Annotated in this window: 19 protein-coding genes; 13 read left to right on the top strand and 6 right to left on the bottom strand. The window is 39.7% G+C overall.

All coding sequences use genetic code 11. The features are described from left to right. The first annotated feature begins 14 nt into the window (after positions 1–14). Positions 15–1454, top strand: coding sequence for a protoporphyrinogen oxidase (hemY, locus tag IEV41_RS11490; protein WP_188388511.1), 1440 nt, complete (start codon positions 15–17; stop codon positions 1452–1454). Positions 1455–2022: 568 nt separating this feature from the next. Here the strand turns inward: hemY and yhfH are convergent. Continuing rightward, positions 2023–2151: a protein YhfH gene (gene yhfH / locus IEV41_RS11485; protein ID WP_188388510.1), complete on the bottom strand. Its 129-nt coding sequence runs from the start codon at positions 2149–2151 to the stop codon at positions 2023–2025. Positions 2152–2295: 144 nt separating this feature from the next. Between yhfH and IEV41_RS11480 the strand changes: the two genes are divergently transcribed. From IEV41_RS11480 to IEV41_RS11450, 7 genes are all read left to right on the top strand, one after another. Continuing rightward, positions 2296–3027, top strand: a complete 732-nt coding sequence (locus IEV41_RS11480; protein ID WP_188388509.1) for an MBL fold metallo-hydrolase — start codon at positions 2296–2298, stop codon at positions 3025–3027. A 3-nt stretch (positions 3028–3030) separates the two neighbouring features. Further along, positions 3031–4026: a lipoate--protein ligase gene (gene lplA, locus IEV41_RS11475; RefSeq protein WP_188388508.1), complete on the top strand. Its 996-nt coding sequence runs from the start codon at positions 3031–3033 to the stop codon at positions 4024–4026. A gap of 259 nt (positions 4027–4285) precedes the next feature. Then, positions 4286–5815: a fatty acid--CoA ligase family protein gene (locus IEV41_RS11470; protein WP_188388507.1), complete on the top strand. Its 1530-nt coding sequence runs from the start codon at positions 4286–4288 to the stop codon at positions 5813–5815. A gap of 131 nt (positions 5816–5946) precedes the next feature. Then, positions 5947–7212: a M48 family metallopeptidase gene (locus IEV41_RS11465; RefSeq protein ID WP_188388506.1), complete on the top strand. Its 1266-nt coding sequence runs from the start codon at positions 5947–5949 to the stop codon at positions 7210–7212. Between the two features lie 206 nt (positions 7213–7418). Next, positions 7419–9002 carry a malate synthase A gene (gene aceB, locus IEV41_RS11460; RefSeq protein WP_188388505.1) on the top strand — a complete coding sequence of 528 codons (1584 nt, stop codon included), beginning with the start codon at positions 7419–7421 and terminating at the stop codon, positions 9000–9002. 30 nt (positions 9003–9032) lie between these two features. Continuing rightward, complete coding sequence (gene aceA, locus IEV41_RS11455) at positions 9033–10310, top strand: isocitrate lyase (RefSeq protein ID WP_188388504.1); 1278 nt, start codon at positions 9033–9035, stop codon at positions 10308–10310. A gap of 243 nt (positions 10311–10553) precedes the next feature. Beyond that, on the top strand, positions 10554–11150 hold the full coding sequence (locus tag IEV41_RS11450; protein WP_188388503.1) for a competence protein ComK: 597 nt from the start codon (positions 10554–10556) through the stop codon (positions 11148–11150). Between the two features lie 218 nt (positions 11151–11368). On the opposite strand, the gene IEV41_RS11445 is transcribed toward IEV41_RS11450, so the two are convergent. Next, positions 11369–12268, bottom strand: coding sequence for an HNH endonuclease (locus IEV41_RS11445; protein ID WP_188388502.1), 900 nt, complete (start codon positions 12266–12268; stop codon positions 11369–11371). A gap of 191 nt (positions 12269–12459) precedes the next feature. Here IEV41_RS11445 and IEV41_RS11440 point away from each other — a divergent pair, with 191 nt between their 5' ends. Continuing rightward, a complete protein-coding gene (locus IEV41_RS11440; protein ID WP_188388501.1) occupies positions 12460–12609 on the top strand; it encodes a hypothetical protein in 150 nt (49 codons plus the stop codon). 81 nt (positions 12610–12690) lie between these two features. On the opposite strand, the gene IEV41_RS11435 is transcribed toward IEV41_RS11440, so the two are convergent. Beyond that, positions 12691–13644 (bottom strand): thermonuclease family protein, encoded by a 954-nt coding sequence (locus IEV41_RS11435; RefSeq protein WP_229722195.1) that lies wholly within the window; start codon positions 13642–13644, stop codon positions 12691–12693. Positions 13645–13804: 160 nt separating this feature from the next. Here IEV41_RS11435 and IEV41_RS11430 point away from each other — a divergent pair, with 160 nt between their 5' ends. After that, positions 13805–14821 carry a S66 family peptidase gene (locus IEV41_RS11430; protein ID WP_188388500.1) on the top strand — a complete coding sequence of 339 codons (1017 nt, stop codon included), beginning with the start codon at positions 13805–13807 and terminating at the stop codon, positions 14819–14821. A 31-nt stretch (positions 14822–14852) separates the two neighbouring features. After that, a complete protein-coding gene (gene lepB, locus IEV41_RS11425) occupies positions 14853–15389 on the top strand; it encodes a signal peptidase I (RefSeq protein ID WP_188388499.1) in 537 nt (178 codons plus the stop codon). 51 nt (positions 15390–15440) lie between these two features. Here lepB and IEV41_RS11420 read toward each other — a convergent pair whose 3' ends face one another. Further along, positions 15441–15704, bottom strand: a complete 264-nt coding sequence (locus tag IEV41_RS11420; protein WP_188388498.1) for a DUF3986 family protein — start codon at positions 15702–15704, stop codon at positions 15441–15443. Positions 15705–15812: 108 nt separating this feature from the next. Between IEV41_RS11420 and addB the strand changes: the two genes are divergently transcribed. Together addB and addA are read left to right on the top strand one after the other, a co-directional pair. Continuing rightward, positions 15813–19319, top strand: coding sequence for a helicase-exonuclease AddAB subunit AddB (gene addB / locus IEV41_RS11415; RefSeq protein WP_188388772.1), 3507 nt, complete (start codon positions 15813–15815; stop codon positions 19317–19319). Continuing rightward, on the top strand, positions 19316–23038 hold the full coding sequence (gene addA, locus IEV41_RS11410) for a helicase-exonuclease AddAB subunit AddA (protein WP_188388497.1): 3723 nt from the start codon (positions 19316–19318) through the stop codon (positions 23036–23038). Before addB ends, addA begins: the two co-directional genes overlap by 4 nt. Before the next feature lie 69 nt (positions 23039–23107). On the opposite strand, the gene IEV41_RS11405 is transcribed toward addA, so the two are convergent. Further along, positions 23108–23323, bottom strand: coding sequence for a spore germination protein (locus tag IEV41_RS11405; RefSeq protein ID WP_188388496.1), 216 nt, complete (start codon positions 23321–23323; stop codon positions 23108–23110). A 12-nt stretch (positions 23324–23335) separates the two neighbouring features. After that, complete coding sequence (locus tag IEV41_RS11400) at positions 23336–23551, bottom strand: spore germination protein (protein WP_188388495.1); 216 nt, start codon at positions 23549–23551, stop codon at positions 23336–23338. Positions 23552–23556 lie beyond the last annotated feature (5 nt).

Genomic DNA, 23556 nt, shown 5'->3' with positions numbered 1-23556 from the left:
GGGCAGGAAAGTACATGGGACATACTCGTAAAAAGGTCGTTGTAATTGGTGGAGGAATTGCCGGTTTAGCTTCTACATATTACTTGCAAAAAGAGGCGAGAGAAAAGCAGTTACCGATCGATACCATGTTAATTGAAGCATCTGCAAAGTTAGGTGGAAAAATACAGACGGTAAAGCAAGATGGCTTTGTAATTGAACGAGGACCTGACTCTTTCCTTGCAAGAAAAACAAGTGCATCTAAATTAATTAAAGAAGTAGGCTTAGAGGATAGGCTAGTAAATAATACAGCAGGGAAAGCGTATGTATTAGTGAAAGATAAATTACATGGCATTCCAGAAGGTTCAACAATGGGAATCCCAACGAGAGTCATGCCGTTCGTATTCTCGGGACTCTTCTCTCCAATTGGAAAACTCCGTGCTGGTTTTGACTTTGTGATGGCACCATCTCAAGAAGAGGGTGATCAGCCGCTAGGGACATTTTTCCGTCGTCGACTTGGAGATGAAGTAGTAGAGAATTTAATTGAGCCGCTTTTATCTGGCATTTATGCAGGCGATATTGATCAGATGAGCTTAATGGCTACGTTCCCGCAATTTCACCAAATTGAGCAAAAGTACGGTAGTATCGTACGGGGGATGCGAAAAGCAATGCCACCAGCTGCACCGCCAAAACAAGGCGAGAAGAAGAAAGGTATCTTCTTAACGTTAACAGGTGGCCTTGGTTCGCTAGTAGAGGCAGTTGAGGAGCGTCTTGAAGAAGGAAGTGTGTTAAAGAGTGTACGTGTAGATCGTATTGAAAAGAATGAAGATACAGGTATGTACACGTTAACATTGAGTAATAAAGAAACGATTGAAGCGGATGCAGTAATTGCTGCAACGCCGCACCAATTATTACAGAAGATGTTCGCACCGTATAAGCAATTTGATTTCTTCAAGCATCAACCAGCGACATCCGTTGCGAACGTTGCAATGGCATTCCCAGAAAGCGCAATTAAGAAGGATATCGATGGTACTGGTTTTGTTGTTTCGCGAAATAGTGACTACACGATTACTGCGTGTACATGGACACATCGCAAATGGCCACATACAACACCAGAAGGAAAAGTATTATTACGTTGTTATGTAGGTCGACCTGGTGATGAGGAAATTGTGGAACAAACAGATGGTGAAATTGTTAATATTGTGTTAGAAGATTTGAAGCGTACGATGGATATTATGGAACAACCTGAATTTGCGGTTGTAACGCGATGGAAAGATGCAATGCCGCAATATACAGTTGGGCATAAAGAGCGATTAGCACAACTAGCAAAATTCATGAAGAAAGAACTGCCAGGTATTTATATCGCGGGAAGTTCTTACAGTGGATCTGGTCTGCCAGATTGCATTTTGCAAGGCGAAGAAGCGGTGAAGCAAGTGTTAGATTACTTATTCGCCCATGATGTACAACAAGTTGGATAGAATAGAGAAGGTTGCTAGGCGTATGCTTGGCAACCTTTTTTGTCACCCTATTGCTACAATGATGTAGTAAAGAAGAATAATTGAAACGATACCGATGCCAATGTTAAGAAGAAAACGCCGTAGTTTGAATATATGGCCGGAATAATAGGTGTCTCGTATGAGTAATACAATGGATGTAAGCAGGAGTCCAGCATTGGCATACAAAGATGTATGAAACAAAATAAGTAAGAGTATCGGTGGTTCCTGCATTTTATAGGCTATTGACAGCATGAAGCAAATAATAAATAAGGCGACTACGAAAGCGTTTATTGAACCGAGTAGCCATCTTCTTGTTGCAAAGAAAAAAGATGGACCGAGCACAAGAAGAATAATGATAATAAACATAAAATCCCCTCCATATCACTATTATACTTCCATAAACAGGGGATGTGGAGCGTGAAGGGGGACGAGGGTAGCTTAGAGTATACAACGAGTAGGAATGAGGACGAATGGATAACAAAACAAATCCCCTGTGACCATACAGATAATGGTAGAAGGGGACTTGTTTTGTATGAAAAAAATTGTGTGCTTACACTACTTGGAAGCAGTCTTCACACTTGTTAACGTAGCATTCATGTTGTTCATCGATTTTTTTTCCGCATTGTGCACATTTCTTAGGAGGTAAATTTCTGAAAAATTCAGTCACTTTAACTAGCATTTTCATCGCCCCTCATCTCATTTGTTATTACCATTGTATTAAAACAGTTTTATTTTTGTCAATACTGTTTTATAACAAATTGCGAAAAAAAGAAGAAATGATACAATAATAGATGTACATCTGAATAGAAAGAAGGTTATTTCGATGAAAGTAACAGTAGTAGGATACTGGGGCGGTTATCCGGAAGCAGAGGGTGCGACATCTGGATATTTATTCGAACATGAAGGATTTTGCTTATTAGTTGACTGTGGTAGCGGTGTATTAGCACAGGTTCAAAAATACATACAAGTAGAACAGTTAGATGCAGTCATCATTTCGCATTATCATCATGACCATATTGCGGACGTTGGTGTGTTGCAGTATGCAAGGCTTATTCGTTCATTCATGGTTCAGATGAATGAATTGCCGATTTACGGACATGCCCGTGATGAGAAAGGATTTGTATCATTAACACACGAAGGTCATACGAAAGGTATCGCGTATGAAGGAGATAAGGAATTAAAAGTTGGACCATTTACGATCACATTTATGGAGACGACTCATCCGGTTGTTTGTTATGCGATGAGCATTACAGCAGGAGGAAAAACAGTTGTGTACACAGCTGATTCTAGCTACAAAGAATCATTTGTGTCGTTCGCACAAGATGCTGATTTATTTATTACAGACTCCAATATGTATGACGGACAAGACGGTTCAAAAGCTGGGCATATGAGTAGTACAGAAGTGGCAGGCATTGCGAAAGAAGCAAACGTGAAAGAATTAATCTTGTCACACTTACCACATGCTGGGGATCATGCACAATTAGTAACAGAAGCGAGCAACGTATATAACGGAAAAATTACACTTGCACATGCAGGGTATATTTGGGAGGAATAAGAGATGTTATTTATCGATAATAATGGGATTACAGATCCACGAATTAACTTAGCTATTGAAGAATACGCAGTGAAAAACTTAGATATTAACAACACGTATTTATTATTTTATATAAATGAACCATCCATCATCATTGGAAAAAACCAAAATACAGCAGAAGAAATTAATCATCAATATATTAATGACAATGGTATTCACGTTGTACGCCGTCTGTCTGGCGGGGGAGCGGTGTATCATGATTTAGGAAATTTAAACTTCAGCTTCATTACGAAGGATGATGGTGAAAGCTTCCATAACTTCAAGAAGTTCACAGAACCTGTTATTGAAGCATTAGCGAAGATTGGTGTAAAGGCAGAATTAAGTGGTCGTAATGATATTCTTGCGGAAGGTCGCAAAATTTCAGGAAACGCACAGTTCTCGACAAAAGGGCGCATGTTCAGCCACGGAACACTTCTATTTAACTCGCAAATCGACGATGTTGTAAATGCATTAAATGTAAAGCTAGACAAAATCCAATCAAAAGGGATTAAGTCGGTTCGTAGTCGTGTTGCGAACATTTCTGAATTTTTACAAGAAGAAATGATGGTAGAGCAGTTCCGTGAAATGCTATTGAAGACAATCTTCCAAGTAGAAGATATAGCAGATGTTCCAACATATAAATTAACAAAAGAAGATTGGCAGAACATCCAAGCGTTATCGAAAGAACGTTATCAAAATTGGGATTGGAATTACGGAAAATCACCAAAGTCCAACATACAGCAATCACACCGCTTCCCAGTCGGACAAATTGACGTACGTCTTGAAGTGAACAAAGGAATAATTGAAAGTGTGAAAATTTATGGTGATTTCTTCGGTGTTGGAGAAGTGAAAGACATTGAGGATGCGCTTGTTGGGGTGAAATATGAGCGTCCAGAAGTAGAACAAGTATTAAGTGAAGTAAATATTCAGCAATACTTCGGTAACATTACGACGGACGATTTCTTGTCCCTGCTGTTTTAATGAGAAAATCCTCATGGAGCGAAAAATGCTTCATGGGGATTTTTTTGTGACGATTTATGTACAATTTGCGGATTTGTTGATGGTGTTATTTTTAATAAGAGGAATAAAAGAATGGAAACAAGTTGTGCTACGGCGTTTTTCGTGCAGATTGGTCAATGTTTGTTACCGCTTTCACGTTGTTGCGACAAAAAACGGGATGGAATATAATTGTAATTAATATTCTTAAAATTTAGAATTGTATAGTAGGAGGCTTGTTTGAATGAATGTTGTTCATCAATTTTCAGCAGTAGCAAAGCAGTATCCTGACCGTCCCGCATATATTTTCATGGATCAAGAGACGACGTACAGCCAACTAGAAGAGAACATTAACAGATTTGCAGATTCTCTAGTGAAACTAGGAATCAAGAAAGGGGATCATATTGCCCTTATTCTTGGAAATACACCACATTTCGTAATCGGAATGCACGGTGCACTCAGAATCGGGGCAACAGTAATTCCTGTTAACCCGCTCTACACCTCAGATGAAATACGCTACATATTAGAGAACGGTGATGTGAAAGCCATTATTACACTAGATATATTCCAGCCACAGATGCAGCAATTAATCCAACTCCTACCATTAATCGAACACGTTATTTTATGTGAAACACAACCTCAACAAAGTCCAATCCAACACGAAAAAATGAAATCGTTTATGCAACTTATTATGACAGGCGAAAATATTGTTCATGATGTAGAACTAGATGAAGAGGATGTAGCTGTTATCTTGTATACATCAGGTACAACAGGAAAACCAAAAGGTGCAATGTTGACGCATAAGAATATCTTCAGTAATGCCCGTGATGTAGGTACTTACTTGCAATATTCACAAGATGATAAAGTTATCGCAGCACTTCCAATGTTTCATGTGTTCTGCTTAACGGTGTCGTTAAATGCGCCGATTCTTTGCGGTGCAACAGTTATTATTATGCCGAAGTTCAGTCCTGCTGAAGTATTCCGTGTAACGAATAAGTACAAGGCAACTGTATTTGCAGGTGTACCAACGATGTATAATTTCTTATTCCAATATTCAGGGGGCCAAGTAGAGCATTTGCAATCACTACACTTATGTATTTCAGGTGGAGCTTCCATGCCAGTTGCACTTCTTCATAGCTTCGAGAAGAAGTTTGGTGTAGCTGTATCAGAAGGATTTGGCTTATCAGAAGCATCACCTGTGACGTGTTTCAATCCATTAGATCGCCCACGGAAGCCAGGATCAATTGGGACAAGCGTATTAAACGTGGAAAACAAAGTAGTAGATGAGCTCGGCGAAGAAGTACCAGTTGGTGAAGTAGGCGAGTTAATCGTTCGAGGTCCAAACGTTATGAAGGGCTACTACAAGATGCCAGAAGATACGAATCAAGCGCTCCGTGACGGTTGGTTATACACAGGGGATTTAGCGAAGCAAGATGAAGAAGGCTATTTCTATATTGTCGATCGCAAAAAAGACATGGTACTTGTAGGTGGATACAATGTATATCCACGTGAAGTAGAAGAAGTATTATATAACCATGAGGAAATTGTGGAAGCTGCTGTTATTGGTCAACCAGATGAGAACTACGGAGAAATTGTAAAATGTTTCATCGTAGTGAAGGATAAATCGTTAAACGAAGCAGATATTATTGCATACTGTAAGCAACATTTAGCGGTATACAAAGTACCATCAAAAATTGAATTTTTAGAGGAATTGCCGAAGAATACGACTGGTAAGATTTTGCGTCGTGCCCTTCGTCAAGCCGTAACAAGCTAATGAGGAACAGTTCATGAAGTCGCTTTGACTTTGTGGGCTGTTTTTTCTTGTGAAGAGAGCGTTCTACTTTCGTAGCTTGGCTACTACACTTATAGTACGAGCATGAGTTTTCGTAGAAGGAGTTGTGTAGAATGAGAAGGATTGTGAATATAACGATTCTTTTGTATGTGTTGTTTGGTGTTAGTATGTACATATATTTCTTCACTGGATCAGATATCGGAATTCCTGTTGAATACAAAGGAACGAGTGCAGATCCAACAACATTTATGAATGCACGAGAGCTTGTTCTGAGTGAAGAATATTCAAGTGTTAAAAATTTTCTATTTTTTTTAGGGACACCATTTGAATGGATTGTATTGTTTTTATTTATGGTCCTTGGTGTGTCAAGTAAGTTCGAGCAGTGGGCAAAAGCGATCACGTCGAAGCGTTTCGTACAGTTTTTTATTTACTTTTTTTATTTTTCTATCTCCATGTTTCTTCTCATCTTTCCATTTCGCTTTGTTAGTTATCAATTATCGAAGGCGTACCATATTTCCGTGCAATCTTTTTCAAGTTGGATGAAAGATATGACGATTGATTTCTGGGTGAACTTCATCATGATGTTTGTCGCAATGCACGTACTCCTGTTGTTAATGAAGAAAAGCAAGCGCCGTTGGTGGATATATGCGTGGTGTATGACGGTTCCGCTTACACTCTTTCTAACGTTTGTACAGCCAGTCTTGCTAGATCCGCTGTATCATGAATTTAGGCCACTTCAAAATAAGCAGTTAGAAGAGCGAATTTTGGAAATGGCAGAGAAAGCAGATATTCCTGCAAATCATGTGTATGAGGTGAACATGTCAGAAAAAACGACCGCGTTAAATGCATATGTAACAGGAATAGGTTCGAATTCACGTATTGTGTTGTGGGATACGACACTGGAGAAATTAGGCGAGAACGAAGTATTGTTTATTATGGCGCATGAGATGGCACATTATGTGAAGAAACATATTTATTGGGGAATTGGATTAGGGCTTGGTGTTTCTTTAGTTGGCTTCTTTGTTGTGTATAAGTTAGTGAGTTTTATTCAACGACGGTTTGGTAAGATGATGCGAGTGGAAGGAAAGGGTTCATTTGCAGTTATACCACTCTTATTGCTACTATTTTCGTTGTTTTCCTTTGTGATAAGTCCATTCACGAATTATGTATCAAGATATGAAGAGCGCCAAGCAGATACGTATGCGATTGAGATGACGAAGGATAATGAATCCGCGGTAAAAGCATTCCAAACGTTAGCGAAGACAGGATTAAATGAAGTAGATCCACCAATGCTTGTGAAAATTTTCCGTCATACACATCCGGCAATAGTAGAGCGCATTTTATTTTTGGAAAGCTATGATGGAAAGATAGATAGATGATATATGGGGATTACTGAAATAGCCAGAAGTTCTGTAAAGTGGCTGTTGTTACAGCAAAATAAAGGAAAAGAAGGAATGTATGGCAGACATCATTCTTTCTTTTTTCGTTTAATTTCAAAAAAATGGGTTGAAACATTCGGAATATTCTGTTATATAATATGTATAAGGTTTTCAAAACTGTTTTATAACACGAAAGGAATGAGCGTATGACAATGGAAATCGTACAGCTAGATGTTATGGCAGAGATGAAGGAGACCTATCATGAAATATTGAGCGAAGAAGCGTTGATGTTCTTGAAAAAATTGCATCAACAATTTGAACCTCAGCGTCAACAGCTACTTGAATGGCGTCAAGAGCGTATGGCAACAATTCATGAGGGGGATACACCGCACTTCTTGCCAGAAACAGAACATATTCGGAACGGGGATTGGACAATCAACAAGCTTCCGGCAGAACTCCATGACCGTAGAGTAGAAATTACAGGTCCAGTTGACCGCAAAATGATTATTAACGCGCTGAATTCAGGTGCTAAATTATTTATGGCTGACTTTGAAGATTCGACTTCACCGACATGGTCGAATGTAGTGGAAGGACAACTTCATCTACGTGATGCGGTAAACGGGACAATCGAACACGAAGAAAAAGGAAAAAAGTATACACTCAATGAAAAGCAGGCAGCGCTGATTGTTCGTCCGCGAGGCCTTCATTTGAATGAGAAACATATCGTGATTGACGGGAAACAAATGTCTGGTAGCTTTTTCGATTTCGGTCTTTATTTCTTCCATAACGCAAAAGCATTGCTTGAAAAAGGAAGTGGACCTTACTTCTATTTACCAAAATTAGAGAGTCATTTGGAAGCTCGCCTATGGAATGATGTTTTTGTGTTTGCACAGAACGAATTGAACATTCCACAAGGGACAATTAAAGCAACTGTTTTAATTGAAACAATTTGGGTGGCATTTGAGATGGATGAGATTCTATATGAATTAAAAGAACATTCGGCTGGTCTTAATTGCGGGCGTTGGGATTATATCTTCAGTTTCATTAAGACGTTCCATCAGCATCCAACTGTGCTGTTCCCAGACCGCTCGGAAGTGACAATGATGGTGCCGTGCATGCGAGCGTATTCACTGTTAGCTATTCAGACATGCCATAAGCGTCAAGCACCGGCAATGGGAGGAATGGCGGCGCAAATTCCGATTAAACATGATGAAGAAGCAAATAACGCAGCGTTTGAGAAAGTGCGTCAAGATAAAGAACGTGAAGCACACGACGGCCACGATGGCACGTGGGTAGCACATCCAGCATTAGTTCCAGTCGCGATGGAAGTATTCAACAAGTACATGCCTACACCAAATCAATTCCACAAACAATACGAACGAAAAATCACATCACAACATCTACTACAAATTCCAGAAGGAAACATTACCGAGCAAGGTTTACGAACAAATATTACAGTAGCTATTCAATATATCGAATCATGGCTACGAGGGCGTGGTGCGGTGCCAATCTTCAACTTAATGGAAGATGCAGCGACAGCTGAAATTTCACGTGCACAAGTGTGGCAGTGGATTCGTCATCCAAAAGGTGTATTAATGGATGGACGGAATATTACGCATGAATTAGTACAAACGATACAAGAAGAAGAAGTAAGAAAGATTGAACAGCACATAGGGGCAGATGCATATACTAAGGGAAAATTCGATGAGGCTGCACAGATGTTTACACAACTTATTGAGAGTGATCAATTTTGTGAGTTTTTAACATTACCAGGTTACGAGAAACTATGATTGAAATTTTAATAAAAGGGGATAGAAGAAATGAGAAATGAGCGTATTCAACAATTACAAGAGAGCTGGGAACTTGATACGAGATGGAAAGGAATTGAACGTCCATATTCAGCGGAGGATGTAATTCGCCTACGTGGATCAATCGATATGGAACATACATTAGCTCGCCGCGGTGCAGAGAAGTTATGGAACTTACTTCATACAGAAGACTATGTACACGCATTAGGTGCTCTAACAGGTAACCAAGCGATGCAACAAGTAAAAGCAGGATTAAAAGCAATTTACTTGAGTGGTTGGCAAGTAGCGGCAGATGCGAACCTTTCAGGCAATATGTATCCTGATCAAAGCCTATATCCAGCGAATAGCGTGCCGAGTGTTGTAAAACGTATTAACCAAGCACTTCAACGTGCAGATCAAATTCAGTATTCGGAAGGAAGCGAAGAAATTGATTACTTCGTACCAATCGTAGCGGATGCAGAAGCTGGGTTTGGTGGACAGTTGAACGTATTTGAATTGATGAAAGGCATGATTGAAGCAGGAGCTTCTGGTGTGCATTTAGAAGATCAGTTATCGTCAGAGAAAAAATGTGGTCACTTAGGTGGAAAAGTATTGCTTCCAACGCAAACAGCAGTACGCAACTTAATCGCAGCTCGCTTAGCGGCAGACGTAATGGGAACACCAACACTTCTTATCGCACGTACAGATGCAGATGCAGCAGATTTGATCACGAGCGACATCGATCCAGTAGATCAAGAATTTATTACAGGAGAGCGTACGACAGAAGGGTTCTTCCGTACGAAAGCGGGTCTAGATCAGGCGATTGCACGTGGATTGGCGTATGCTCCGTATGCAGACCTTATTTGGTGTGAAACATCTGAGCCGAATTTAGAAGATGCGAAACGTTTTGCTGACGCAATTCATGAGAAATATCCGAACAAATTGTTAGCATATAACTGTTCACCTTCATTCAACTGGAAGAAGAAATTAAGCGATGAAGAGATTGCGACGTACCAACAAGAGCTTGGTAAGCTAGGTTACAAGTTCCAATTCGTAACGTTAGCCGGTTTCCATGCGTTAAACCACAGCATGTTCGAATTAGCGAGAGGCTACAAAGAGCGCGGTATGGCAGCATACTCGGAGTTACAACAAGCAGAATTCGCAAGCGAAGTAAATGGGTATACTGCTACACGTCACCAACGTGAAGTAGGAACAGGATACTTCGATGAAGTTGCACAAATCGTATCAGGTGGAAAATCTTCTACTACTGCGTTAAAAGGTTCCACAGAAGAAGCGCAGTTTACAAAATAAGAGGTAGAAAGAAACAGCCCCACCAAGTCGCCCCCACGACTTGGTGGGGCTGTTTTGGCTGATAGGAGAAAATGAAAGAAGTACATATATTTTTAAAAAATATACCTAAAATGTATCTTTTTTACCATAAAATTCCGAACGTTTTGTGAAGTGTCTAGTTACATAGGGGAATGTAGTGGTACTATTTACATGTATACTAGTATATTTGTCTAATCTACTAAAAATTGTACAGGGGGAAATTGAATGAAAGCTCAAGCTGTAACAAAATTTTTGGATGAGTACGAGATTAATTCCCATACGATAGCCATACTTCCAGAATACGCACTAGAGAACACCCTCGTATCTCGAGTCTTAGAAATGAATAATGAATTTTACGTCGCACAAAAACCAACGGATATTGTGAAGAAAAGCTGTACATATTTCGGTTCTAGTTTCAAAGGAAGAACGGAAGGAACGAAGGCACTAATTGGAGTAACACATAAGTCACCAATTGCGATTAGTGCATCCAAGAATTTGTTCTTCTTTCCGACTACGTCTGCAACAAGGAAAGAATGTGCATGGATCTCTCACGTCCATGTGAAACATTGTGTCTATACACCAAAGCAATATACACGTGTGACATTTATAAATAGTCAGTGCATCGAGCTCGATTTGTCACTCGGTTCATTTGAAAATCAATTATTCCGCACAGGTCAACTACGAGCAGCTTTTCATGATCGCCAGTCGGCCCCACTTCTTCGTGAGTTTAATATGGTGAAAGAAGACGAATTAGGCGATTATTTAAAAAGAAAGAAGAAAGCATCTTCAACTTTTGAAGAGGAGGATGAAGGTGAAAAGTAGGTAGAAGAAAGGTGCTTCTATATCTTTCTTCTACCTAGGAATCTCTATATAGAGACAAAATCTCATCTGTTGGTTTATATGTTAGTTCTATGAGTGACAACGTTGCTGAATTAGTGTTGCGATAATAGCGAAATCGAATTAATAGACAACTATCAAAATCCTGTTTTTAAGGAGAAATAAAAGCTGGTAACTGTTCATGGAACAGTTGCCAGCAAGGGTTAGTTCGTTTGGAAAATATGTTTCTTATGCCATTTCACATATGGCTTATTCTCCGCATGAAGTTTGATTTTCATTTTTGGTGCTAATCCGTACATCGTGTAATCTTCTTCTTTCATCGTAGAAGAAATGTGCAGACGTCCTTGACCATCCAAGGTAATGAATCCTTCTTTATATAAGGCGTCGTGGTTATGACAAAGTAAGAGTCCATTATGTGGGTTGCTGCGTTCTTCATTTGTACTATCTTTCCACGGTTTTGCATAGCTTGCTTTTAGTAAGGATGGTAATTCAATATTGCATAAGGCACACTTATTGTGCCATAGGGGCATAACAGCTTTTCTGTATTTTTGTTGTTCTAAGCGGATTTTTGTTTTTACAGTTGATTCTATTTCAGCGAGGATAGGAATCAACACATTTCGTTCTGTTAATTTGACTTCGTCTACCGATAGTTCTAGTTGTTCTTCCTCTACGTAGTAAATATGTAGATCACTAATGAACTCGATTAATGTAATGGCTAGTTCATCATTACATGGGTATAAGTAGCCAGAGTTTCCGTGTGCATTTGGTTTGAAGGCTGAATACTTAACAGGTAAAAGTGGTAAGATGCTATCGAATTTTTCTTCTATATTAATCGGGTATTCTAGCTCATAATAGGTTAGTGGTATGATATATCCTTGTTCCTCGTTGTGCATCGTCGTTATGCTACAATCTCCTGTGGCAATACTAATTGCGACAATTTCTCCTCTCACATAGTGAAAGAGTTGATCGTCTTTTTTTACTTCCGTCATTCGTTTCCATGAATGAGGTACATTATCCCCTTTGTCTCGCTGCGGTGAGCGAATAACTCCTAATTCTTTCTCTTCTTGATATGTTTCTCCTTGCATGACGATAAAACTATTCATTATAGTCCTCCTACAAACACGTGCTTATTTCGCTAGTTTTATTGTATATCAAAATAGGAGATTCTGCATATGTTCCTTCTATATTTGTATAAATTGGTATGTAGAAATATCGCTTTTCATTGTTTCATTATATAATGAAAATAACAGTCTCATTAGGGAATACTAGAAGAAAAAGATGGGAGCGATGATAAGTGAACAAAGTCATCAAAGTATTAAAAGTAGTTGTTAAAGTTCTAACAATCGTTCAACTAATACGAGGGAGAAAATCAGCGAAACGTATGCTCAAACATAAAGGAAAAAAATCAGCGTTCAACGCCGTAAGAAAGTTGTTAAAGAAATAAGTTTATACTTGTCTGGTTCGATTGATAAAAACAAAAATGCGGATGTCCAAATGAAATGGACGTCCGCATTTTCTTTATATGCTATCGTTCACAACCAACTCCATCGCCGTCACCATCTAAATGTTTACCATAACCAGGGTCACCTTTGTGTACGGGTGCAGCGCCTGCTGCTTTCGCCGCTGCGCAGTTTTTGTAGTATACATTGTTGTTTTGTTTAGGTTCAGATTTTGGTTTAACTTCTTGTTTCGGTTCTTGCTTTGTACTTGGTGTTGAGGCAATTGCTGTGTTTGATGTTACTTTTGAGGCATTGTATCCTTTGTCTGTTGCGTAGTCTTCAATACTCCAAATACCACGTTTTGCTTGTTGTGCTTTCGTTTGTGTTTCTTTTAAGTAATCAACGTACTTTGTATTTGGTGCGTAAATATATCCAACTCGTGCTAAACCTTGTTCCACAATCATACGGTTTAACATTTGTCCGTCTACCCATATGTATGCTAGAAGACGGCCGTATTTCTCACGATCACTTACGTCAAATTCTAACGTTACTTCTTTCCCAACTGGTGCCATACGTTTCACGAAGGCACTGGCTTCTGGACCGAATGGCTGAACGCCTAGTTTTGGATGTTTTGTTTCTGGTGTATCAATTAATAAGAAACGAACATTTTCTTCTTTGCCGTTTTCTAATTTAACTTTGATTGTATCGCCGTCAATATTCTTTACAACTGTTGCTTTGACCATGCGTTTTTCGTTCGCAGATACGTTTGATTGCTCGTTTGCTACTTTAGGTGGTGCATTGTTAACAAGTGCAGCGTGTGCTAGGTCAGTTGTGTCAGATACATCTGATTCTTCGTCCGTTACATCTTCATATACGCTTGCTTCAACTTGCTCTTTTAGCTTGTTTTCACTATCTTTTGTTTTCTCTTCTTGTTTTGGCTCATCGTTCTTCGCTGTTTCATTTGATGTACAAGCAGCTAAGCTACCAGTAATCAGTATGACAGAGAGAATAACAAGTAACATACGTTGTAATTGCTTCATGAAATAAGTCCTCCTACTAAAAAAATCCCTTACTAGTATACTAGTAAATTTCCATTTTTCCTACCGTTTGAGCTGAATAAGTAATTTTCAAACAGTAATAGGAAAAGGATTTATCAGCTATGTGTGGAACATATACAAAGTATGAAAAGGGGGCTTATATATGATTATCTATCCATCACTCCAAAAAGGTGCAACAATTGGAGTAACGGCACCTTCATCTGGCGTGCCAGACGTATTGCATGGGATTATGAGGCAAGCATGTGAGCGAATGGAACAACGTGGCTACAAGATCCATTGCGGAGAAACAGTTTGGACACAAGAGAAAGCAAAGGCAGCGAAGGCAACGAAGCGAGCAGCTGAATGGATGGCAATGATGCAAGATGAAGACATTGATGCAATTATTCCTCCATGGGGTGGCCAATTGTTAATTGAAATACTAGAGGAAATAGAGTTTGAAAAGATAGAGCCAAAGTGGGTATTAGGGTATTCAGATACAAGTGTACTATTATTAGCAATGACACTTACGACAGGTATTGCGACGGCGCATGGGACAAATTTAATTGATCTTCGCGGGGAAGAAATGGACGCGACAACGGCGATGTGGGAGCAAGTGTTAGCAACTGAAACTGGCGGGACCATTACACAGCATTCTTCACCATACTATCAACGAGAGTGGCAACATGAGAATCTATCTCCGCATGTGTTTCATTTAACAGAAGAAACGAAATGGAAGACCATTTCAGGGGAAGAAGTGCATATAGAAGGTCGTCTACTTGGAGGATGTATCGATATGATTCGCCATCTAATTGGAACATCATTTGGTAGAGTAGAAGAATTTAGAGAGAAGCATTGTCCACAAGATTCGTTCATTTGGTATTTCGAGAACTGTGAAATGTTAACAACTGATTTACGCCGGTCACTTGTCCAAATGAAACTAGCAGGTTGGTTCAATCATTGTGCAGGAATCTTGTTTGGTCGAAGTTCAGCAAATCAACCTATTGATGGATATATAGTGGAAGATGTGTACCAAGAGCTGATGGACGAACTTCACGTTCCAATTGTATACGATATCGACTGCGGTCACGTTCCACCGCAACTCACACTTATAAACGGTGCTTTTGCCGAAGTGAAGGTGAAAGATAAAAAAGGGGTAATTATCCAACATTTCCGTCCTTAGGTAAGGTAGAATAATAATGGGGAGAGATAAGATGAAGAATAAGAAGTTAAAGAAAAACATATGGGAATATGGAAAAGCGATTGGGATTGGTTTATGTATTGCGTTATTTATACGGACGTTCTTCTTTTCCATGCACGTAGTAAGCGGTGAATCGATGGAACCAACGTTGCAAAATGGTAACTTCTTAGCAGTGAATAAGTTTCAATCCGTAGAAGAGAAATTAGAGCGCTTTGATGTGATTGTCCATGAGAGAGAAGATGGTGATTATAACGTAAAGCGTGTCGTTGGCATCCCAGGTGATACGATTGAATATAGAGACAATGTTTTATATGTAAATGGAGAAGCAACAGAAGAGCCATATTTGAAAGAAGATGAAGTGACGGCTAATTTCACGTTAATGGAGAAAACAGGCGAGAATCATGTGCCAGAAGGTCATGTGTTTGTCGTTGGAGATAATCGAAACTATAGTACAGACAGCCGTGTTTATGGTTTTGTGAAGATGGAACAAATTGTTGGAGAAGTAGATCTCCGCTTATGGCCACTGACGAAAATTAGTACGAAGTTTTAATAAATAGGAGGGGCATTCCAGTTATGAAATATAACTAGAATGCCCTTTTGTTTATGTACATTCAATCATGTTATTCTCTTTTAACCATTCTTCAAATCGTTTACATCCTATTTCATAGCTAATATTGTCTGCATTAATCGTGAAGATTTTGTATCCAAAGGTATGAAACCATTCATAAGGAAAGGGGAGTTCTTGATTACTCTCAAAGAAAAATACCCACGTATCTTTGTCTTGTATCGTATAGCCAATTGCTTCTACATCCATTCCATTTTCATAGTAACCTACATGCAAATGCATACTTGAGTCGAATTTCATTAATTACACATCTCTTCTTGTGAATAGTGTACACGAAGGTCTCATTGATATGAAGGAACGACTGTTCTATACTATATATTAGGAAGAAAAAAGAAGGGAGTGAATATGGTGTCACTACAGTTTGTTATAGGGAGAACGGGCAGCGGGAAGAGTGAACACCTCTTACGTGAGATAAGGAAATCGTTAGTCGAAAATCCTTCCGGAGAGGCAATTATTTACCTCGTTCCAAATCAGATGACATTTCAAGCGGAGCATGATTTACTGCATGCTTCTGAATTAGGTGGAATTGTTCGGGCACAAGTATTTAGTTTTACACGTTTGGCGTGGAAAGTACTGCAAGAAACAGGTGGTATTAGTCGTTATCATGTGAACGATGTTGGGGTGAACATGCTCCTTCGTAAAATTGTGGAGAAGCGAAAAAGTGATTTGAAAGTATTCCGAAAGGCAGCGGATCAAGCAGGTTTTTATGAACAACTTGGTCTAATGATTTCGGAGTTAAAGAACTATCAAGTTACACCAGAATCACTCGTTCAGTTAAAAGAAACAATTGAAAATACGACAAAATCAACAATTATTTCAAATAAATTACATGATATCCATATGATTTATGAAGAGTTTGAACAAGCGCTTCTTCATAAGTACGTCGATTCTCAAGATTATTTACGTCTATTAATCGAGAAGATTCCAGCGTCTACGTATTTACAGAAAGCGCATATTTATATTGATGGTTTCTATGAATTTACCCCGCAACAAGTAGCGGTTATTGAACAATTGATGCATCATTGTGCGAATGTAACGATTGCGCTAACTGGAGATATGAACCGAGTAGAAGCACAACTAGATGACTTGCAGTTATTTGCGAAAACAGCACGCATGTATGACCGTATTCGTCGTCTAGCGAGTGACGGTGGTATTACGATTGAAGAGGATATCTTTTTATCGAATGAACAAGGGAGGTTCGAACATAACGAAGCACTTGCTCATTTAGAAAAATATTATGACGTGCGCCCAACAAATCGTTATGGCCCACAAGCGTCTGTACAGTTTATTTCAGCGGTAAACCGACGCGCGGAAGTAGAAGGGGTTGCGCGTGAGATTCGTACACTTGTGCAAAAAGAAGGGTACCGTTACCGCGATATTGCTGTCTTGAATCGAAATGGGCAAGATTACTATGATTTATTAAAGACAGTATTTGAAGATTACGATATTCCACTGTTCATTGATGAAAAACGTCCGATGCACCATCATCCGTTAGTAGAGTTAATTCAATCGACACTTGAAGTTATTCAAGAAAATTGGCGGACGAGCGCAGTATTCCGTTGCGTTAAGACAGACTTATTGTTCGATGCGAAAGAAAATAGGTTGCGTCTTCGTGAGGAAATGGACTTCCTCGAAAACTACTGTTTAGCATACGGTATTCAAGGAAAGAGATGGACGGATAAGAAGCCGTGGACGTACCGAAAATATCGTACACTTGAAACGATGAATGCTGTCAAAACGGATGATGAGATGGAACAAGAAGAGCGCATTAATCGCCTGCGTAATCTTATCGTGACGCCAATTTATACGTTAGAGAAGCGCTTGAAGCGTGCAACAACGATTACAGAAATGTGTGAAGCAATGTATCGTTATTTAGAAGAATCCCGTATTCCAGAGAAGTTGGAACGCATGCGTCAACAGGCAGAAGAGAACAATCAACTTCTTGTGGCAAAAGACCATGAAATGGTATGGAATGCACTTGTCGATTTATTTGACCAATTTGTTGAAATGCTAGGCGATGAAGAGATGAGTGTCAAGGAATTTAAGGGGATTATGGAGACTGGACTACAGACGTTACAATTTGCGAACGTACCACCTTCCATTGATCAAGTCACAATTAGTAACGCTGATCACTCTCGTCTATCACATGTACAATGTGCCTTTATTATTGGTGTAAATGAAGGAGTAATTCCGAAAATTCCTGAAGATGCAGGAATGATTTCGGAGAAAGAGCGTGAGTTGTTAATGCAGTTTGGGGTAGAGTTAGCGCCGACTGGAAAGCAACAATTGTTGGATGAACAATTTGCTATTTATTTAATGTTAACATGTGCGTCACGTAAGTTGTACGTAACATATCCACTGGCAGATGCAGAAGGAAAGTCACTTCTACCTTCTAGTTTAATTAAGCGTTTGATAGAAATGTTCCCACCGTCAGCAAATGAAGCGAAGTTTATTACGAATGATGTGAATGATGTCGTATTAGAGCGCCAGTTAGACTTCGTCTCAAATCCAACATCGACGCTATCGTTCTTAGCGCAGAAACTTCAAAATTGGAAGAAGTACCACTTCGAAGATCCGGTTGGTTTCTGGTGGGATGTATATAATTTCTACACGGAACATGAAGAATGGCAACATGTTAGTCGCAACGTCCTTCGTAGTTTGACGTACAAAAACGAAGCAAGGACATTGCCAAAAGAAACGAGTATGGAACTGTATGGGAAGGAAATACGTGGTAGTGTATCGCGTATGGAATCATTCAAACGCTGTTCGTTCCAACATTTCGCTAATCATGGCTTGAAGCTACGCAAGCGTGAGCTACATAAATTAGAAGCGCCTGATATTGGACAACTGTTCCACTCGGCACTGAAATCATTAACGGAGAACTTGTTACATGAGAAGAAGACGTGGAGCGACGTATCGAAGCATGAGTTAGAGAAAATGTCGGTGGACGTGGTGGACTATTTAGCACCAGCCATTCAGCGTGAAATTCTTCTTAGTTCGAATCGCTTCCATTATATAAAGAGAAAGTTACAACAAGTTGTTCACCGTGCATCGCTCGTACTACGTGATCACAGTATGAAAAGTGGCTTTGCACCAGTTGGCATGGAAGTATCGTTCGGTAAGAAAGAAGCGTTGCCGTCGTTATCGTTTGATTTGCAAAACGGAGCGACAATGGATTTAGTTGGACAAATTGACCGTGTTGACCGCGCAATCTGTTCACAAGGAACACTATTACGTATTGTTGATTACAAATCAAGTGATCGTGCGCTTAATTTAGATGAAGTATACTACGGCTTAGCACTGCAAATGTTGACGTACTTAGATATCGTCATTACCCATGCGAATGAATGGCTTGGTGAGGAAGCATTGCCAGCGGGAATGTTATACTTCCACGTGCACAATCCATTTTTAAATACGAATAAGACGATGAATATTGATGAGATTGAAGAAGAGTTATTGAAGAAATTTAAGATGAAAGGGCTTCTTCTTGCGGACGAAGAGTCTGTACGTCTTATGGATAGTACATTAACGAGCGGTTGGTCAAATATTGTTTCAGCTGCAATTAATAAGACAGGTGGATTTAACTCGATGTCTTCAGTTGCGAGCCAGGAAGAATTCAATGTGTTAAAGAATTATGTGCGCCGTACATTCCAAGAAATTGGTCGCTCGATTACAGATGGTGAGATTGCGATTACACCGTACAAATTAGGCGAACATACACCGTGTACGATGTGTGATTTTAAATCGGTCTGTCAGTTTGATCAATCGTTAGAAGAAAATGATTATAAGCAGTTAAAGCCGATGAGTCGTAAAACAGCACTAGAAAAAATTCGAGAGGAGATCCTGAAGAAATGACGAAATGGGAAGCGAAACCAGAAGGCGTGAAGTGGACCGATGATCAGTGGAGAGCAATCGTCGCAGATGGACAAGATATCCTCGTTGCGGCAGCGGCTGGTTCGGGTAAAACAGCTGTCTTAGTAGAGCGCATAATTAAGAAAGTGATTCATCCTGCTCATCCAATTGATGTTGATAGTCTACTCGTCGTAACATTTACGAACGCATCAGCAGCAGAAATGCGCCACCGTATTGGTGAAGCGTTAGAGAAAGCATTATCACAAGATGTGCATTCAACACATTTACGTAAGCAACTTAGCTTACTGAACCGTGCATCAATTTCGACGTTACATTCATTTTGCTTAAATGTTATTCGTAATTATTATTACTTGCTTGATATTGATCCTGGTTTCCGAATCGGAAATGAAACAGAAGTCCAGTTATTAATTGAAGAAGTGTTAGAAGAGTTGTTAGAAGAAGAGTATGGACTAGAAGATAATGAGTTATTCTTCGAATTAGTTGATCGTTATACGGGTGACCGTGATGACCAAGAATTACAAACGATGGTACTGAAATTATATACAGATTCACGTGCGCATCCGGTACCAACAAAATGGTTAGAGCATCTTGTGAATTTATATGATGTACAAGGAAAAGAAGTAGAAGATACAGTATACGGTAAGATGTTGCAAGATAATGTTATGCTGAAGCTACACGGCTTGTCGGAGCAATTAGAGCAAGGATTAGAAGTGACGAAGCAACCAGCAGGTCCTGCGCCGTATGCAATTACGCTAGAAGAAGATAAGAAAATTCTTGATTTGCTTATCGACCAAAGTAGATTTGGCTGGCAAGCATTATATGAAGCGATGCAGACAGTGAAGTTCACTACGATTAAGCGTGTGAAAGCAGCTGACTATGATGCAGACTTAATTGAACAAGTAAAGAAAATCCGTCAAAAAATAAAAGATGGCATTAACGATATAAAAGACGAGCTATTCAACCGAGCGCCGGATCGATTTTTAAAAGACATGGAGGACATGTATCCACTTGTCCAAAAGTTAGTTCATCTTGTACATGAGTTTGCAGGTCGATTCGCAAAGAAGAAGCTAGAGAAAGGTATTGTCGATTTCAATGACTTAGAGCACCTTTGCTTAGCAATTTTACGTGATCAATCGTCAGATGAGGAGATAATTCCTTCATCGGTTGCTCTTGAATATCGTGAGAAGTTCACGGAAGTACTTGTTGATGAGTATCAAGATACAAACTTCGTTCAAGAATCAATTCTGCGCCTTGTCACAAAAGACGGGGAAGCAAGTGGTAACTTGTTCATGGTTGGAGACGTAAAACAATCTATCTATCGTTTCCGCCTTGCTGAACCTGGTTTATTTTTAGGGAAATACAAGCGTTTCACGAAGGACGGAGAAGAGTCTGGCCTTCGTATTGACTTGTCACAAAACTTCCGTAGTCGTGCGGAAGTGTTAGATGCAACGAACTTTATTTTTAAACAAATTATGGGTGAGCGTGTCGGCGAAATTATGTACGATAACGATGCAGAATTGAAATTAGGTGCGAATTATCCAGAGAGCGACCGAACGGCTGCTGAATTTATTGTGATTAATAAGAATGGTGGCGAGGAAGAGTCGAATGAAGGAGAATTTGATTTCGGTGATTTAGAAACATCGCAACTAGAAGCACGTCTTATTGCCTCGAAGATTAAAGAGATGGTCGCAAATGAATATGAAGTATTCGACCGTGATCGTAATGTGATGCGAAAAGTTATGTACCGTGATTTTGTTATTTTACTACGTTCGATGCCATGGGCACCGCAAATGATGGAAGAATTTAAGATTCAAGGTATCCCTGTTTATGCAGAATTAGCAAAAGGGTATTTCGAGGCGATTGAAGTAGCAATTATGCTGAACTTATTACGCATCGTTGATAATCCGCTTCAAGATATTGAATTCGTATCTGTTCTACGTTCACCAATTGTTAGTGTAACGGATGAAGAATTAGCGTTACTTCGTATTGAACAGAAGCAAGGTTCGTTCTATGAAGTCGTAAAGAACTATATGGCAGGTGGGAAAGATACAGCGCTGAAAGAAAAGTTAGCTCATTTCTATCACCAGTTACAAGCATGGCGTGATGTTGCACGGAATAGTGCATTATCTGATTTAATTTGGAAGATTTATCGTGACACAGGTTACTTTGATTTTGTTGGTGGTATGCCAGGTGGAAAGCAGCGTCAAGCGAACTTACGTGTCTTGTACGACCGTGCAAGACAATACGAAGCGACATCGTTCCGTGGGTTATTCCGTTTCCTTCATTTCATCGAACGTATGCGTGAGCGAGGGGAAGATTTAGGAACGGCACGGACGCTTGGGGAGCAAGAAGATGTTGTGCGTATCATGACGATTCATAAAAGTAAAGGACTTGAGTTCCCAGTCGTATTTGTAGCGGGATTAGGAAAACAATTTAACCGCCGGGACATCATGAGTAAGTTCATGTTGCATAAAGAACTTGGATTCGGTTCGAAGTATATGAATCCACGTCTTCGTATCGCGTATCCATCACTTCCACAGTTGGCGATTAAAGAGAAGATGAAGACGGAATTAATTGCAGAAGAGATGCGCGTCTTATATGTAGCGTTAACACGTGCGAAAGAGAAATTAATTTTACTAGGAACGGTCAAAGACAAAGAAAAAGCGTTGAAACAATGGAGCGAAACGGCAAATCAACCAGGATGGTTATTGCCAGATTATAACCGTTCAACAGCGAGTTCGTATATTGATTGGGTTGGGCCAGCATTGCTGCGTCACCGAGATGCGATAGGATTTGAACTAGAAGAATCTCCACATGTACAAGAAGACGTATATACATATCCATGTAAGTGGAAGATGTATAGTGTTGATGAGCGTGACTTACATCTTGTTGAAGAAGAAAAGATAGAACAAAACAAAGAGTTCTTAACACTTATTGAACAAGGAAAGCCAGTTCCTGCTGAGCATGAGTGGAAAGATGAAGTGGTATCACGTTTAACGTGGGAGTATGAGTATGAAGATGCAGTGAAACGTCGTGCGAAGCAATCTGTTTCGGAAATTAAACGATCGCATCAAATGTTTACGGAAGAAGTAGAAAATGTATATGAGCAGCGAAGCCGTATGCCAATTAGCAAGAGACCGCGCTTTATGGAGAAGAAAGGTTTAACTGCCGCTGAGCATGGTACTGCAATGCATATGGTGATGCAACAACTTCATATACAAGATGATATTTCGTTAGAAGGTATCGAAGAGCAAGTAGCACGTATGGTGAATCAGGAATTCTTAACAGAAGAGCAGGCGGAAAGCATTCACATCGATAAAATTGTAGCATTCTTCGAAACGGAGATTGGTGAGAAGATGCGACAAGTAGACAACATCGAGCGTGAAGTGCCATTCAACCTTGTTTTATCAGCGAAAGAAGCATATCCAGACTGGGAACATGAAGAAGATGAGACGATTCTTGTTCAAGGTATTATTGACTGCTTAGTAGAGGAAGAGGATGGATTTATCTTACTTGATTACAAGTCCGATAATATTACAGACCGTTTCGCAGGGGACTTTACCATGGCAAAAGATGTACTTCAAGAGCGATACGAATTACAAGTAAGATTGTATTCTCTTGCGATTGAGCGTATTTTCCACAAGCCAGTGAAAGAGAAGTATTTATATTTCTTCGACGGGGCGCATGTATTGGCATTGTAATTGGAGAATGTAACAAATTAGTTAAAAAAAGAAGGTATCCATCAATGAAAATGAGGACACCTTCTTTTTTTATGCGCCTAAAATTTGATCTTGGTCTAATACGTCAGCATCTAATGTATTTGTTGCGTTAAATCCGTTGAAGACAGCTGTTACGTCACCGACGTTAGCGCCCCCTTGACCAGAGAATACTTTCGTTGCTGTTTTTGGAGAGATATTGTTGAAGTCCCCCGTATTAATGGAGCCGTCGCTATTTTGAATGATAAATGCACCGATAATGGATGGCATGAGATTCACCTCCTATAAATCAAAGAGAAATACTTGGTCAAACACATCACAGTCGTTCACAAACGTTTCATTGGCATGATTGACGATTGTTTTGAGTTCGCCAACGCTATCGAATCCAGCGCCATGTGCACTTCTGAAATCTCCACGTGGCGCTAGTCGGTTACAGAATCCTGTACTAATGGCCCCGTTATTTTTATCTACAAAAACAACTCCTACTACTGCTGGCATATAGT

It is taken from the genome of Priestia taiwanensis (assembly GCF_014638355.1).
GTDB lineage: Bacteria > Bacillota > Bacilli > Bacillales > Bacillaceae_G > Priestia_D > Priestia_D taiwanensis.
Note: the sequence above shows the minus strand (reverse complement) of the source record. Positions and strands in the feature narration are given on the sequence as shown.